This window comes from Ramlibacter sp. WS9 (genome assembly GCF_003797765.1).
Taxonomy (GTDB): domain Bacteria; phylum Pseudomonadota; class Gammaproteobacteria; order Burkholderiales; family Burkholderiaceae_C; genus Ramlibacter.
In genome coordinates this window covers 1-13689 of sequence record NZ_RKMB01000036.1, presented here as the reverse complement: position 1 = coordinate 13689, position 13689 = coordinate 1, and the positions used below count along the sequence as shown (strand labels likewise).

The window sequence follows — 13689 nt, the reverse complement described above, 5'->3', positions numbered from 1 at the left end:
CCCCATGCCCATCAGAAAAATTCCCGGCACCAACGCGCAATACCGGCTGCTCGCCGTCAACGAAGACGGGGTCGAAGCGGCCAACGATCCGGACATTCCGGCGGGGCGCATGAGCGACGCGGTGATCGCTGAACTCGCGGCAGGAAAGGTGAGCGACGTCTTCTTCTGGAGCCACGGCTGGAAAGGCGATGTGAAGGAAGCGTTCGATCAATACGACCGCTGGATCGGCGCCTTCGACAAGCTCCAACCCGACCGCCAGAAGATGGCGCAGAAGGCACCGGGTTTCAACGAGATGCACATCGGGTTCCATTGGCCCAGCCTCGCTTGGGGCAACGAGGGGCTGGTCTCTGGCAACAGCTTCGCGCCCAGCGGCGCGGCATCCGAGCAGGCATACGTGGATTTCTATGCTGATGCTCTGGGTGACACGCCGGAAGTGCGCGCGGCGCTGGAAAAGCTGTTCGGCGACCTGCGCAAGAATGCGGCGGCGGAAGAACTCACGCCGACCGCTCGCGCTGCCTACCTGGAACTGGATGCCGCGCTCGGGTTGAGCAGCGAGGGCGTCGGTGGAGACCCGGCCTCTGACCGCAAAGCGTTCGACCCGGATCAGGCCGTGCTTGACGCCGAGGAGGGCGTGTCGTTCGGCTCCGGTTCGTTCGGCAGCCTGCTGGCCCCGCTGCAGCAATTGAGCTTCTGGACGATGAAGAAGCGCGCGAAAACGGTGGGAGAGAAGAGCCTGCACGCCTTGCTCGCCCGGATCCAGACTGCCGCACCGAACGTGCGAATCCACCTCATGGGCCACAGCTTTGGTTGCATCGTCATGTGTTCCGCGCTGGGCGGCCCCGGCGGCACCACTGCGTTGCCGCGGCCGGTCGACTCCTGCGTGTTGGTGCAGGGCGCGATGTCGCTCTGGGCACTGGCGCCGTCGATCCCCGCGAAGCAAGGCGTCGCTGGCTACTTCAGCCGTCTGGTTCCGGACGGCAAGGTGAGTGGCGCTCTCGTCACGACCCGCTCGAAGTTCGACAAGGCTGTTGGCACCCTCTATCCGTGGGCAGCCGGCGTTGCAGGCCAGGTTGCCTATGAGGCACTCCCCGTGTTCGGCGCGATCGGTGCGTTCGGCATCTGCGGCATCGACGCCGCAGTCCAGTCGCCGATGCTGCCGGCCGATGGCAACTATGCGTTCAAGCCCAAGGGCATCTACAACCTCGACGGCTCCACGTACATCGCCAAGGGTGGTGGCTTCGCGGGCGCGCACAGCGACATCGACGGGCCCGAGGTGGCCCATGTGATCTGGCAAGCGGCGCTGCCCGCCTGATACCCATGGACGAAGAAGAATCCAACACCCCGATTCCGTTCGGCATTTCCGCTGCAACGGGGCGCCCGATCGAAGGCGTTTCTGAGAAGGACCTGAACGCGCTCCTGGGCAAGGATGACCAGGCTTCGGCGTCGCTTGTGAAAGCACTGGCGTACAAGGTCACGGAAGCGAATTTCGGTGTGCTCTCGGGGTTCGACGCGGACAAGCTGGACGAAGTGGGGTGGGGGCTGATATTTTCGGCGGAAGTGGACCCTGCGCCGCTGCTAGAGGCCTTGTCGCCGCTGGTCGAGCGTCGCCGGGCCGAGGCCGGCGATCGGTTCAAGATATTCCAGGGCGCGGATGGCTATCGGGTGGGCGACACCGCGAACAAATGGCTCATGCGCCGCGGCGCGTCGCTGAACATCATCGACCCGGATCTGGGAGTTCCCTACTATCTCGTGGTGGTGGGCGACCCATCGCAGATTCCGTTCTCGTTCCAGTACTCGCTCGACATCGTTGCCGGTGTGGGCCGCATCGATTTTCCGACCACCGCGGAGTACAGGCAGTACGCGGAAAGCGTCGTCGCACACGAGAGCGACCTTGCGCTGGCCACGATGCGCGAGATCGCGATGTTCGCCACGTGCCACGACTTCGACCGGGCGACACAGCTCTTCACGAACCAGGTCGCAAAGCCGCTGGCGTTCGGTGAAGGACCCAAGAAGTCCATCGGCGATAAATTCGGCTTCAAGGTGAACGCCTTGTTCGAGGACGCCGCAACGAAGGAAAACTTGATGGGCGTTTTGCGCGGTGCCGAGCGCGGTACGCCATCGATCCTGTTCACCGGGAGTCACGGAATGGCCTTCGCGGCGGACGACGCAAGGCTTGCGAACAACCAGGGTGCGTTGGTTTGCAACGATTGGCCGGGTTACGGGAGCATCGGCGAAAGCCATTGGTTCGCCGCGTCGGACGTCCCTGCCGACGCCAGCATCCACGGCATGATTCATTTCTTCTTCGCGTGCTATGGCGCGGGCACGCCGGAGTTCGACAACTTCAACCGCATGGGGCAGCCGCAGCGCGTCGCGCCTCATGCCATGACGGCCCGGTTGCCGCAAGCCCTGATGGCGCACCCCGGTGGAGGCACGCTCGCATCGCTCGGCCACATCGACAAGGCATGGGCGAGCAGCTTCCAGTCGCAGCGCGGCAAGGCGCAGACGCAGGGCTTTCGTGACGTGGTCGGGCAGTTGATGATCGGCACCCGGGTCGGCCAGGCGACGGACCAGTTCAACACGCAGTGGGGAACGTTGAGTACGGAGCTGTTGGAATTGCTCGACGAGCGTTCAGCGGGCGGCGAGGTGAGCGACGCCGCGTTGTTGAGCCTCTGGATCGCGCGAGACGATGCACGCAACTACGTGATCCTTGGAGACCCGGCCGTGAAATTGCGGGCGCAAGCTGCGGCAGCATAGGCTCAGGACTGTCATTGCGGGCTTGAACCGCAATCCATGTCTTTTCACTTTTTGCGTTCGTTGAACCTCGCGGCAAAGCTGTGCGTGGGCGGGCTGCGGCGCGATGGCTACGGCGTTCGGCATCGCTTGCTATCGCAAGCTCCAGCCGAATTCCTTGCGCCGGGAGACCCCGCGACCCGCGCGAAAAAACTCGCCTCCGCTGCGCTGCGACTCAAACAGTTTTCGCGAGCATGAAACGGTCGCACGGCTGAAGCCGTGCTGGGTCGCGGGGTCACCCGCCGCAAGCGCCTGAGCTTTATTCGCGCCGCAGCCCGCCCACGCACAGCTTCGCAAAACATTGAGGCGCGCCACCGGTGGAGGGCCACCCCTCCGCCGTCGGCAAAAACAGTGACACGCCACCGGTGGCACGCCACCGTCTCACTGCAACGCCGTAGCCATCGCGCCGCGGCCCGGCCGTGCACGGCGTTGCCGCGAGGTCCCAGATCGCCGGGTCATCCAGCCGGGCTGATGAACCACCCCGCGACGGCCCATCTTCGGGTTTCATCGACTTCCATGTGCACGTCTTCATAAAGCGCGCCGGCGGAGGACACCGAGCGGAACCGGATCGTCCATTGCGCCTGGCCGCCGCTGTTTGGCAATGCCGACGCTGCTGAACGATCCAACCCCTGCGTTCCGACCAAAGTTCGATTGATGATGCGCGGGCCTGCACGCGCACGCGTCGATTGCACTTGCTTCACGAACTGCGGGAAAGGGAATTGCGCTTGAACGCGCCGGCTGACGAGCGCGAAGGCGGCGTCGTATGCACCGGCGTCGAGCCGCCGCAGGAATTCAGTGGCGACCTGGATCCCCTGTTCCTGCTGGGGTACCTGGTTGGGGAGCATGCCGGCCCAACTGCGGCCCGCAAGGGCAAGCCCCACGACGGGGAGAAAGTGCCGACGCAACAGATGCGGTGTTCCCATCATTGGCCCCCGATCAACGCTGCACGCCAGGCGGTGCAGTCGCCCTCCGTCGTCGACAGCGTGACGCCGACAACGTTCAATGAACTGGAGGTGTCGCGCTCGGCGCGTGTCTGAACGACCACCTGGGCGCCACCGTCCCCGCCGGGCGGCCTGGGAGGGAACTTCACCTCCGCACCGGCAAACTGCATCCGCTCGATCTTCCAGTTCGCCTTGAGCTTGCCGCCGCGAAAATAGGTGCTCTCGCACGTCACGCCGTCACCGGCGGCCGCGCCTGCCGACAGCACGGCGCTTCCCACGACGGAGCAGCCACCGTCGCCCGCCAGTACTCGGGATTCGACGACCGCCCACATGCTGTCGGTGGCAGCCCTCAGAAATTCCGGACCCTTGACGGGGCACTCGACCGCGCCGGCGAAGCCATGCGCGGCAGTCAGCGCGGCCACGGCGCCCCAGCGGACGGCTTTCATGGTGCCCCCAGCTCGATCACGGGCGCGGGCTTCAGGCCGAACCCGGCGGGCACGAACTTTTCAAGCGGGATGACGCCGTTGATCTTCACCTCTTTCGCGAACTCGTCGATCTCCATCCGGCTTTGGTAGGCCGCCGGGTCGATGGTCACACCGCCGTAATGCGGGACTTGAAACGTGATCTTGGGCCAGCCGTTTCCCAAACCCGTCATGGGCACTTTCAAGGTGACCTGCCTGCCCGTCACAACCTGGATCTCCGGCGCGAACGTGACGTTCATCCCGTTGTAGAAGTTGCTGTACATGATCGGCTTGCCCTGCTCGTCGCTGGCGATCACCTCGGCCTGCAATGTCCAGTACGGCTTGAGCGAGGCGCCCAGAATCGCGTGCTGCCGCACGCTGAGCGGGTAAGCCACCAGAAAAACGATGATGTACGCGGCGAAGGCCCCTCCGGCCCGGATCGTGAGGTTGGACAGCGGCCCCTGCGCGCTCACCTTGGTGTCTGGAAACAGGCGATAGATCAGAACCGCCGGGATGAGCGGGCCGCAGACCCATAGCAGGTACAGCAAAACGGATTGCAAGAAGACTTGCTGATCGAATGACATGGCACCTCCCGCACGGTGGCGTGGGAGCCGGAGTGTACGCAGAAGGTCTTGCTGCGTCCTCCTTCAAGTGGATGAGGAAATGGCTGCCTTGCCGGTCGGCGCAGGTAACAATTTGAACGCCGCCGCCCCCATCGCCAGCGAAACAGCGATCGCGCCCAGCACGGCGCCATACGTCTCCACCCCCAACGCATGTGCCGCGCTGGCCACGCCACCGGTCACCCACTGCATCACGGCCACGCCCAGGAACATCGCCATCGTGAAAACAGCCATCGCGCGGCCCGTCATGTGCGGCGGATAGGCCGAGCGCACATCCGCGTACTGCAGCGTGCCGAAGCCGGCGAGCAGGCTCACGACCAGGGCCAGCACCACGTCGGCGGCCGCGCCGAGGTTCATCGCCATCACCAGGAACAGTGCGGCGCTGGCGAGGGCGCAGGTCATGATCCAGCGGCGGCGGTGTTCCTCACCCGGGTCCACGCGCCCGAAGAGCGGCGGGCCGATCATGCCGACGATGGAAATGGCGATGGCCACGTTGCCGGCCTGCACCAGGCTGAAACCGTGGCGCTCGATCAGCAGCGGCCCGAGCCACAGGCCGCGCAGCGTCATGAAGGACGAGTAGGTGGTGAGCGCCAGAGCGAAGATGCCGAGGGTGTGCGGCAGGCGAAAGAGCTCGCCATAACCGCGCAGCGCGGCCAGCACGTTGAGCTGCTGGCGGGGTGCGGTGGTGTCGTGGCCATCGCGCACGAAGACGAAGATCGCCAGCCACGCCATGGCCGCGATGGCCGCCAGCGCCACGAAGCCGGCTCGCCACGACGCGGCCTCGATGATCCAGGCGAGCGGCGTGCCGGTGAGCAGCAGGCCGACGGAGCCGATGCCCAGCGCCGCGCCGTTGACGGCGGCAAACCGGCCCGGCTCGAAGCTGCGCGCGATGAACACGGTGCACACCAGAAACGCGGGACCGCAGCCGATGCCGGTGAGCACCTGGCCGAAGATCAGCACGGGGTAGCTGGGCGCCGCGGCCATCACCAGCGCCCCCGCGACGGCGAGGGGGAACACGGTAACGATGGTGCGGCGCGGCCCGTAGACGTCGATGGCCATGCCCATGAAAAGCTGCAGCCCGGCAAACGAGAAGTGGAATGCCGCGGCGAACAGGCCCAGCTGCTGCGGCGACAGGCCGAAGTCTTTGGCCAGCGCGGGCGCCATGATGGACGCCGCGGTGCGGAAGGCTTGGCTGAGCGCGAAGCCGCCGATCAGGATCAGCAGCATCGGCCAGGCGGCGCGGTGGTTCAGGGACTGTTGTTCAAGCGGCACCCCGGCGACTTTACAGGGCTATTGCGCCGCGGGCTTGTAGGCGCCGCGCGCCACGCCTTCGAGGTTGGTCCCTTCGATGCGGACCAGCCGCGTCGGCCCCGCGCGGCTCGGCGCGTGCACCTCGCCTTCGTTGTAGACATGGGCTTGCCCGGGTGCCAGCGCGTATTCGCGCACCTTCTTCACCTTGCCGGGTTGGCCGGGCGCCGAGGGCTCGATCACGTCCCAATCGCTCATGACCGTCTCACCATCCGCCTGGCCGTAGATCGCCCACGACGGCCCGTGGTCGTGCGGCGGGCCGTTGCGGGCGTCGGTGTAGCGGTGCGCCAGGATGCAAAAGCCAAGTTGCGGATCCTGGTAGACGACTTTCCGCTCGGGGGACGCGTCATCGAAGAGCGATTCGACAAAAGGCCGGTCGGCCAGTGCATCGCGCAGGAGCGCGGCGACCTTGTCGCGGCCGGCGGGGGTGTTGTCGTCTTTCAAGATGTCGCGCACTTGTGCGGCGAAGGAGGGAAGGGTGTGCATCGTGGGGCTCCTGGTTCAGTCAATGCTAAGGGGAACACCAACGATACGAATTCAAGTCGACTTGAGGTCAAGCTGTTTCGTGGATGGGCTCACAAATGAGCGGTGATTAGGGGAAATTGAAAAGGGGGTTGTCATTGCGGGTCGGAGCTCGCAATGACAACCAGTTTCGGGCGTCAGCCCATCTGAATCTGCTTCTTCAGATTCGAGATTTCGTTGTGCGCGCGCTGAACGGCCTGCTGGGTTTTCGGGTCGACGTTGCCGGCCGAGCGGCAGGCCTGCTCGGCGCGGTCGGCGCTTTGCTCGAGCTGGTTCACGGCTTGTTGCAACTGGTCCTGGCCGCCTTGGCCGCCTTGCTGCTGCTGGCCGCCTTGCTGTTGCTGCCCACCTGTGGCTTGCATCTGCTGCTTGATCTGCCGGGCCTGCTGGTGCAGTGTTTCGACGCTCTGGCGCAGTTCTGGCGACGCCTGGCTCTGCTGCACGCAGGTCTGGGCCTCGTCCACGCACTGTTCGATCTGGTTGATTCGTTCCTTGAACTGTTCGGTTTGCATGGGCATGTCTACTCCTAGAAGTGAAAAACGAACCCCCACTATTGTTGGGGGGCGTCTGTCATTGCAGACCTGACGGCTTGAGGCGTATGCAGGGCAAATCGACAATGCCTGTCAGCCGATGCCGACTGGACTGTTCTTTCGACGCCGAGCCGGATGGCATCCACGTGTCGCTCTCAACGGGGTTTGGCGTATTGCGCCACGCCTGTGAAGTCGAAGAGAACACAGCGGTCCTTGCCGACCACCCATGCGTCGTGTCCGGGCGGCATGTAGAAGACATCGCCCGGCCCGTATTCCATTTCGGTTCCGTCATCGAGCATCTTCACCACCATGCGGCCTTCGAGCACGATGCCGGTGTGCGTGGCCTGGCACGAATCGGTTCCCGCAATGGGCTTCACGTGCTGGCTCCAGCGCCAGCCGGGCTCGAACTCGCCACGGCCCATGGTCTTGTCGCCGAACGCGAAGACACCCATCTTCCCCTTGCCGTCCTTGAACGGCCGCACTTCGTCCGGGCGGTCTGCGGACTTCTTTTCCAACGCCATCTTTTCCATGGTTGCAGGCATGACATCACCTTCAAAGTAAACGCGGGGAACCCATCGTATGCCTGGCAACGGTATGCGTGGCATGCGTGCGCCTTGCATTAACCATTTGTTGTGGATGTCGTACATCAGCTGAACGGCCCGGTGCCTCACCGTCCAGTTGCGATAATGCGGGTCGCATGAAATCTCGCTCTACCACTGGCGGCCTTGTCTATTCCACGGACGCAGGCCGCATGTGCCCGGTTTGCCGCAAGCCGGCCGCGCAATGCATCTGCAAGCAAGCCAGACCCGCGCCGCCGTCGGACGGCATCGTCCGCATCTCACGCGAAACCAAGGGCCGCGGCGGCAAAGCCGTCACCGTCGTTCGCGGCCTGGCGCTGGAAGCGGCGGAGCTGGACAAACTCGCCAAACAGCTCAAGGCCGCTTGCGGCTCCGGCGGCACGGTGAAGGACGGCGTGGTGGAAGTGCAGGGCGATCACTGCGAGAAGGTGATCGCGCTGTTGCAGGCGCAGGGCCGCACCGTCAAGCGGGCCGGCGGCTGACTTCCGCTCCACCATAATCGGCCGGTGGACCCCCAGCTGCTGCAACTGCTCGTCACTCGCGAAATGCCCTACGGCAAGTACAAGGGCCGCCTCATCGCGGACCTGCCGGGCAACTACCTCGCGTGGTTCGCGCGCGAGGGCTTTCCGCCCGGCGAGCTCGGCCGTTTGCTGGCGCTCATGCTCGAGATCGACCACAACGGCCTGGCGCCGTTGCTGACACCATTGCGGTCCGGCGCCCCGCGCCCTCCGCTTTCACAAAACAAGGACTCCCGATGAAAACACGCGCAGCAGTGGCTTGGCAAGCAGGCCAACCCCTCACCATCGAAACCCTTGACCTGGACGGCCCGCGCGCCGGCGAAGTGCTGGTCGAGATCAAGGCCACCGGCATCTGCCACACCGACTACTTCACGCTGTCGGGCGCGGACCCGGAAGGGCTGTTCCCCGCGGTGCTGGGCCATGAAGGCGCGGGCGTCGTCGTCGATGTCGGGCCGGGCGTCACATCGCTGAAGAAGGGCGATCACGTCATCCCGCTCTACACGCCGGAATGCCGTCAGTGCAAGTTCTGCCTGTCGCGCAAGACCAATCTGTGCCAGCTGATCCGCGGCACGCAAGGCAAGGGGCTGATGCCGGACGGCACGGCGCGCTTTTCGCTCGATGGCAAGCCGGTGTTGCATTACATGGGCACGTCGACGTTCAGCAACTACATCGTCGCACCCGAGATCGCCATGGCCAAGATCCGCAGCGACGCGCCGTTCGACAAGGTCTGCTACATCGGCTGCGGCGTCACCACCGGCGTGGGTGCCGTGATCTTCACCGCCAAGGTGGAGGCGGGCGCCAACGTGGTGGTGTTCGGCCTGGGCGGCATCGGGCTCAACGTGATCCAGGGCGCCAAGATGGTGGGCGCCGACAAGATCATCGGCGTCGACCTGAATCCGGGCCGCGAAGCGATGGCCCGCCAGTTCGGCATGACGCACTTCATCAACCCCAAGGACCACGAGAACGTGGTCGATGCCATCGTGCAATTGACCGACGGCGGCGCCGACTACAGCTTCGAATGCATCGGCAACACCACCACCATGCGCCAGGCGCTGGAGTGCTGCCACAAGGGCTGGGGCCAGAGCATCATCATCGGCGTGGCACCGGCCGGCGCCGAGATCAGCACGCGCCCGTTCCAACTGGTGACGGGCCGGCAGTGGAAGGGCTCGGCCTTCGGTGGCGCGCGCGGCCGCACCGACGTGCCGAAGATCGTCGACTGGTATATGGAAGGCAAGCTGAACATCGACGACCTGATCACCCACACGCTGAAGCTGGAAGACATCAACAAGGGCTTCGATCTGATGAAGTCCGGCGAGTCGATCCGCTCGGTCGTGGTGTTCTGAGATGGAGGGCTTGACGACGCTGGAGGAGCACGCCTGCTTCGGCGGTGTGCAGGGCTTCTACGAGCATGCGTCGGATGTCATCGGCCTGCCGATGCGCTTCGGCGTGTACCAGCCGCCGCAGATCGCGCAAGGCCCGGTGCCGGTGCTGTATTACCTGGCCGGTCTCACATGCAACGAGCAGACGTTCGCGATCAAGGCGGGTGCGCAGCGGTACGCCGCGGAGCACGGGCTGATGATCGTTACGCCCGACACGAGCCCGCGCAACACAGGGGTCGAGGGCGCGGACAAGGATTGGGATTTCGGGATCGGCGCGGGGTTCTATTTGGACGCTACGGAGGTGCCGTACGCGAAGCATTGGCGGATGGAGAGCTACATCACCGAGGAAGTGCCAGAGGTGGTGGCGAGGGCGTTTCGGGCGTCACGCGGCGCTGCCGGCATCTTCGGCCATTCAATGGGTGGGCATGGCGCGTTGACGCTGGCTTTGCGTCACCCCGGCATGTACCGCAGCGTGTCGGCGTTGGCGCCGATCTGCGCGCCGATGGAAGTGCCGTGGGGGCACAAGGCATTTGGCGGCTACCTGGGTCATGACACGGCGCGGTGGGCTGAGCACGACGCGACGCGATTGATCGCTTCGGGGAAGCGGGCGCCTAAGCTGCTGGTCGATCAAGGGTTGGCCGACCAGTTCTTGGAGTCGCAGTTGCGGCCGGAGCTGTTGGAGGCTGCCTGCGCCGCGGCGGGCCAGCCGCTGGAGCTGCGGCGACACAAGGCGTATGACCACGGGTACTTCTTCGTCGCCACCGTCGTGGCGGATCACGTCGCCCACCATGCACATGCGCTGACGTAGGCCTGTTATGCCGGGCTCGACCGGCCGGTTATGCGCGCGGGCTGGCCGACGTTCCCCATGGTGTTCGTCAAGGGCACGCTGGTGGGCGGCTACAACGATTTGCAGAAGCTGGTCGACAGCGGCGAATTCAAGACGATGCCGGCTACTGGTTGAAGTCCGGATCGGCGGCCACCTCGACCGCGCCTGCGGCGATCAGGAGCCGAAGGAGCGCATCAACTCGTTCTGCCTGCAGTCCCGAATGGGTGAGCATCCAGTTGCGATCGACCGGGCCATGGCTCATCCTCGATAGCGTGCGGTACACGTCCGCCGTCCGGTCGTGGCTGGGCAGGTCGGGCCAGCGCCTGAGCCGATAGGTCAAGCCCTCGCCGTTTCGCGCGACATCCCACTCCGTCGGCGCTCCGCTTGATTCGGGGGAAGACGAGGCCGCCAACCTCGCCCAACTGAACATCGTGCCGCGGAAACTTGGCATCATGGAACTACTTCCTTTTTGCCGATGCGGTCGCGGGCAGCACATTGCGCGTCGCGATTTGCTTGACGATCTCGGAGGTCATCGCATCCATCTCGCTCAGAATGCGCTCGCTGGTTGCGGCGATCGTCGCGAACTGCTCTTTCGTGGGGTTGTCGATGTTGCTCAGGGCATTGTCGAAAAAGACCATCTGCATGCGTGCCATGTCGACTCGGTCGGAAATCTGCGGAAATTCCGTCCTCGCATCGTCGAAGGCAATGATCGCGGCTTTGAACTCGGACGCGGCCTTCATTGCACGTGTCTTTAGTTCGTGTGACTTCGCCGCTGTCTGGTAGACGAAGTACGCGGCGGCCGCCCGCTGCGACAGCATCCGTTGCCGTGCCGCCAGGTTGACCATGGCCGCAGGCGCTTCAGCCCCGGATTTGATGAAGGCCTGCGTCACGGCTTCGGCGTTGGCGAGCAGTTCCTCGCTGACAAGCGTGGCCTGCTGCAGCGAACTCGCAGTGGGCTGCGTCGCGGTTATCGTCGCCAGCTTGTCGATGAGCATTGCCTGAGCATGCAGTGCGGCGCCATTGGCGTCCCTGGCCATGGCCCGCAACGCACCGTTGCTGCTGCGGAGTTCTTCCAGCGAAGTGGAGAGAATGGATGCGGCCTTGTCGGGCCCGACACTCAACGACAACTGCGCATAGGCCTTCAGCACACGCTGGCTGAGCATGCGCTGTTTGCCCGCCACCGCGACGGTGTTCAGCGTCATCACATTTTGTGCCGCTGCCGGCAGGACGATACCGACCATCAGCGTGACCGCGAGCAACCGTAGAGTGCGAAGAAGATTCATGTTTTCGTTCGTTTGACAAAGCGGCTATTACGCCTTCGTTTGCCTTTTTTTCTTCAAGGGGAAAACCCGGAACGCAGGCAAAAGATTTGCCCCTCTCGCAGAGACAGTTTCGACTCGTTCCATCATGGTGCGCAAACCTCATGCAATGCACTGTTCTGGATCGCAATCGGCAGGTTTGCGCAATACGTCAATAATCAACGTGATGACCCCTGCCCATTCGATCTGGAGCCCTCTGCGGCTGCCCGCATTCCGCGGCCTCTGGGCCAGCAGCGGCATCTACTTCATCGGCAACGCGATGCAGGCTATGGCGGCTTCGTGGCTGATGGTGGAACTCACCGGTTCCTCATTTCTGGCGGCGCTGGTGCAGACGGCCGTCTTCCTGCCGATGTTCCTGCTCTCGCTGCCCTCGGGCGTGCTTGCCGATACCACCGACCGCCGACGCCTCATTTTGTCGGCGCTGTCGGTGCAAGCCGCGACCGTGATCCTGCTGGCCTTGCTGGTATTGGCCGGGGTGGCCGGGCCGGTCACGCTGCTCTTCTTCACCTTCGCGGCGGGATGTTGCACGGCGCTCTTTTCGCCGGCGTGGAACTCCACCGTGGCCGACACCATCCCGCGCGAGGACCTGCCGCAGGCCATCACCGCGATGTCGATGGCGTGGAACGGGGCACGGGCGCTCGGGCCCGCATTGGCGGGCCTGGTGTTCGCGCAGTTGGGGGCGGGTTGGGTGTTCGCGCTGGCCGTGGCCAGCGGCCTGGTGATGATGCAGGCCATCCGCCGGTGGCCACCCAAGCCGCATCCGCAGTCGCGGCTGCCAGCGGAACGCTTGTGGGCAGGAACCCTGAGTGGGCTGCGCTTTGCGCGCCACTCACAGATCATCCTGGCGCAGCTGCTACGCACCATGGCGTACAGCGGCAGCGGCGCGGCGCTGTGGGCGCTGCTGCCCGTCATCGGCCAGCAGCAGCTGGGCCTGGGCGCAGCAGGCTTCGGCTTGTTGATGGCGTGCCTGGGCACCGGCGCGGTGGCGGCGGGCCTCGTGTTGGGCCGGGTGCGCGCCAGGTTCGGGCTGGAAGCGCTGGTCGGGGCTTGCTGTCTGATCTTCGCCGCTGTGATGGCGGTGGCTGCGTTAGTGCGCATTCCCCTGGTGGTGTACGCGGCCCTCGTGATCGGCGGCGCCGCGTGGATGGCGGTGATGTCCACCTTCAACACGGCCACGCAAACCAGTGCGCCGCCCTGGGTGCGCTCGCGCGCCGCGGCCTTGCACACGCTGAGCGCGCTGGGCTCTTTCGCCATCGGTTCGGCGTTCTGGGGCGCGGTGTCGGGCGTGGCAGGCATCCCGGTCGCGCTGTGCATTGCGGCGGTCTGCATGGCCCTGGGCCCGTTGCTGGCGCGCCGCTTTCCGCTGCGCATGGGCGAAGTGGGCGAGGTGACGCCGGGCACGCCGTGGCAAGAGCTCTTCGTCGAAGCCGAGCCGAACCCCGAAGACGGGCCTGTGGCGGTGGAGATCGGCTACCGGGTGCACGAGCGCGAGGCTGCGGAGTTCCTCAACGTGGTGACACTGCTGCGCGCACCGAGGCGGCGTGACGGCGCCACGTTCTGGCGCATCTACCGCGACCTGGGGGATTCATCGCGTTACGTGGAACGCTTCATCGTCACTTCCTGGGCCGAATACCTGCACCAGCGCGCCCGTGCCACCATGGCCGACCAGGCGCTGGAAGCACGCGTACGCGAATTCCTGGTACCCGGCGAGCCCATCACCATGCAGCACTACATTGCCGAGCGGTGAACGGTTAAGCTGGGCGATCTTTCTTCCTGAACAGGAGCGTGCCATGTCGAACGATTTTCTTTCACAAATTCTGGGCAGCGCCCTCGGTGGCAACTCGGGCAGCGCGGGCGCTGCCCAGAATTTGTGAAAGAAAATCGTTCGACATGGCAC

General features: G+C 64.9%; 16 protein-coding genes and 1 pseudogene. 8 read left to right on the top strand and 9 right to left on the bottom strand.

Annotated elements, in window-relative coordinates:
* Positions 1-4: 4 nt before the first annotated feature.
* Complete coding sequence (locus EEB15_RS29720; protein ID WP_141513597.1) at positions 5-1312, top strand: hypothetical protein; 1308 nt, start codon at positions 5-7, stop codon at positions 1310-1312.
* 5 nt (positions 1313-1317) lie between these two features.
* On the top strand, positions 1318-2754 hold the full coding sequence (locus EEB15_RS29715; protein ID WP_141513596.1) for a C25 family cysteine peptidase: 1437 nt from the start codon (positions 1318-1320) through the stop codon (positions 2752-2754).
* 491 nt (positions 2755-3245) lie between these two features.
* Here EEB15_RS29715 and EEB15_RS29710 read toward each other — a convergent pair whose 3' ends face one another.
* The 7 genes from EEB15_RS29710 to EEB15_RS29680 all read right to left on the bottom strand — a co-directional run bounded on the left by EEB15_RS29710 (position 3246) and on the right by EEB15_RS29680 (position 7714).
* Positions 3246-3716, bottom strand: coding sequence for a DUF4019 domain-containing protein (locus EEB15_RS29710; protein ID WP_141513595.1), 471 nt, complete (start codon positions 3714-3716; stop codon positions 3246-3248).
* Complete coding sequence (locus tag EEB15_RS29705) at positions 3713-4177, bottom strand: hypothetical protein (protein ID WP_141513594.1); 465 nt, start codon at positions 4175-4177, stop codon at positions 3713-3715. Before EEB15_RS29705 ends, EEB15_RS29710 begins: the two co-directional genes overlap by 4 nt.
* Positions 4174-4776, bottom strand: coding sequence for a hypothetical protein (locus EEB15_RS29700; RefSeq protein WP_141513593.1), 603 nt, complete (start codon positions 4774-4776; stop codon positions 4174-4176). The genes EEB15_RS29705 and EEB15_RS29700 overlap by 4 nt, the downstream gene beginning before the upstream one ends.
* A gap of 63 nt (positions 4777-4839) precedes the next feature.
* Positions 4840-6039, bottom strand: a complete 1200-nt coding sequence (locus tag EEB15_RS29695) for a nitrate/nitrite transporter (RefSeq protein WP_141513631.1) — start codon at positions 6037-6039, stop codon at positions 4840-4842.
* A gap of 63 nt (positions 6040-6102) precedes the next feature.
* Positions 6103-6606: a hypothetical protein gene (locus EEB15_RS29690; protein WP_141513592.1), complete on the bottom strand. Its 504-nt coding sequence runs from the start codon at positions 6604-6606 to the stop codon at positions 6103-6105.
* 173 nt (positions 6607-6779) lie between these two features.
* Positions 6780-7160, bottom strand: a complete 381-nt coding sequence (locus EEB15_RS29685) for a hypothetical protein (RefSeq protein ID WP_141513591.1) — start codon at positions 7158-7160, stop codon at positions 6780-6782.
* 167 nt (positions 7161-7327) lie between these two features.
* Positions 7328-7714 (bottom strand): cupin domain-containing protein, encoded by a 387-nt coding sequence (locus EEB15_RS29680; protein WP_233259670.1) that lies wholly within the window; start codon positions 7712-7714, stop codon positions 7328-7330.
* A gap of 155 nt (positions 7715-7869) precedes the next feature.
* Between EEB15_RS29680 and EEB15_RS29675 the strand changes: the two genes are divergently transcribed.
* The 5 genes and pseudogenes from EEB15_RS29675 to EEB15_RS29655 all read left to right on the top strand — a co-directional run.
* The gene (locus EEB15_RS29675; RefSeq protein ID WP_141513590.1) at positions 7870-8232 is read left to right on the top strand and encodes a translation initiation factor Sui1; all 363 of its coding nucleotides are present in this window, start codon (positions 7870-7872) and stop codon (positions 8230-8232) included.
* A 24-nt stretch (positions 8233-8256) separates the two neighbouring features.
* Positions 8257-8508: a DUF3820 family protein gene (locus EEB15_RS29670; protein ID WP_141513589.1), complete on the top strand. Its 252-nt coding sequence runs from the start codon at positions 8257-8259 to the stop codon at positions 8506-8508.
* The gene (locus EEB15_RS29665) at positions 8505-9611 is read left to right on the top strand and encodes an S-(hydroxymethyl)glutathione dehydrogenase/class III alcohol dehydrogenase (RefSeq protein WP_141513588.1); all 1107 of its coding nucleotides are present in this window, start codon (positions 8505-8507) and stop codon (positions 9609-9611) included. The genes EEB15_RS29670 and EEB15_RS29665 overlap by 4 nt, the downstream gene beginning before the upstream one ends.
* A gap of 1 nt (position 9612) precedes the next feature.
* On the top strand, positions 9613-10455 hold the full coding sequence (gene fghA, locus EEB15_RS29660; protein ID WP_141513587.1) for an S-formylglutathione hydrolase: 843 nt from the start codon (positions 9613-9615) through the stop codon (positions 10453-10455).
* Positions 10456-10485: 30 nt separating this feature from the next.
* Positions 10486-10608, top strand: a pseudogene (locus tag EEB15_RS29655) (glutaredoxin); the annotation flags it as partial.
* Here the strand turns inward: EEB15_RS29655 and EEB15_RS29650 are convergent.
* Both EEB15_RS29650 and EEB15_RS29645 read right to left on the bottom strand, forming a co-directional pair.
* Positions 10598-10927 (bottom strand): hypothetical protein, encoded by a 330-nt coding sequence (locus tag EEB15_RS29650; RefSeq protein WP_141513586.1) that lies wholly within the window; start codon positions 10925-10927, stop codon positions 10598-10600. The pseudogene EEB15_RS29655 and the gene EEB15_RS29650 overlap by 11 nt on opposite strands.
* Before the next feature lie 4 nt (positions 10928-10931).
* Positions 10932-11732: a hypothetical protein gene (locus EEB15_RS29645; RefSeq protein ID WP_141513585.1), complete on the bottom strand. Its 801-nt coding sequence runs from the start codon at positions 11730-11732 to the stop codon at positions 10932-10934.
* A gap of 226 nt (positions 11733-11958) precedes the next feature.
* Here EEB15_RS29645 and EEB15_RS29640 point away from each other — a divergent pair, with 226 nt between their 5' ends.
* Positions 11959-13539 carry an MFS transporter gene (locus EEB15_RS29640; protein ID WP_141513584.1) on the top strand — a complete coding sequence of 527 codons (1581 nt, stop codon included), beginning with the start codon at positions 11959-11961 and terminating at the stop codon, positions 13537-13539.
* Positions 13540-13689: the final 150 nt, after the last annotated feature.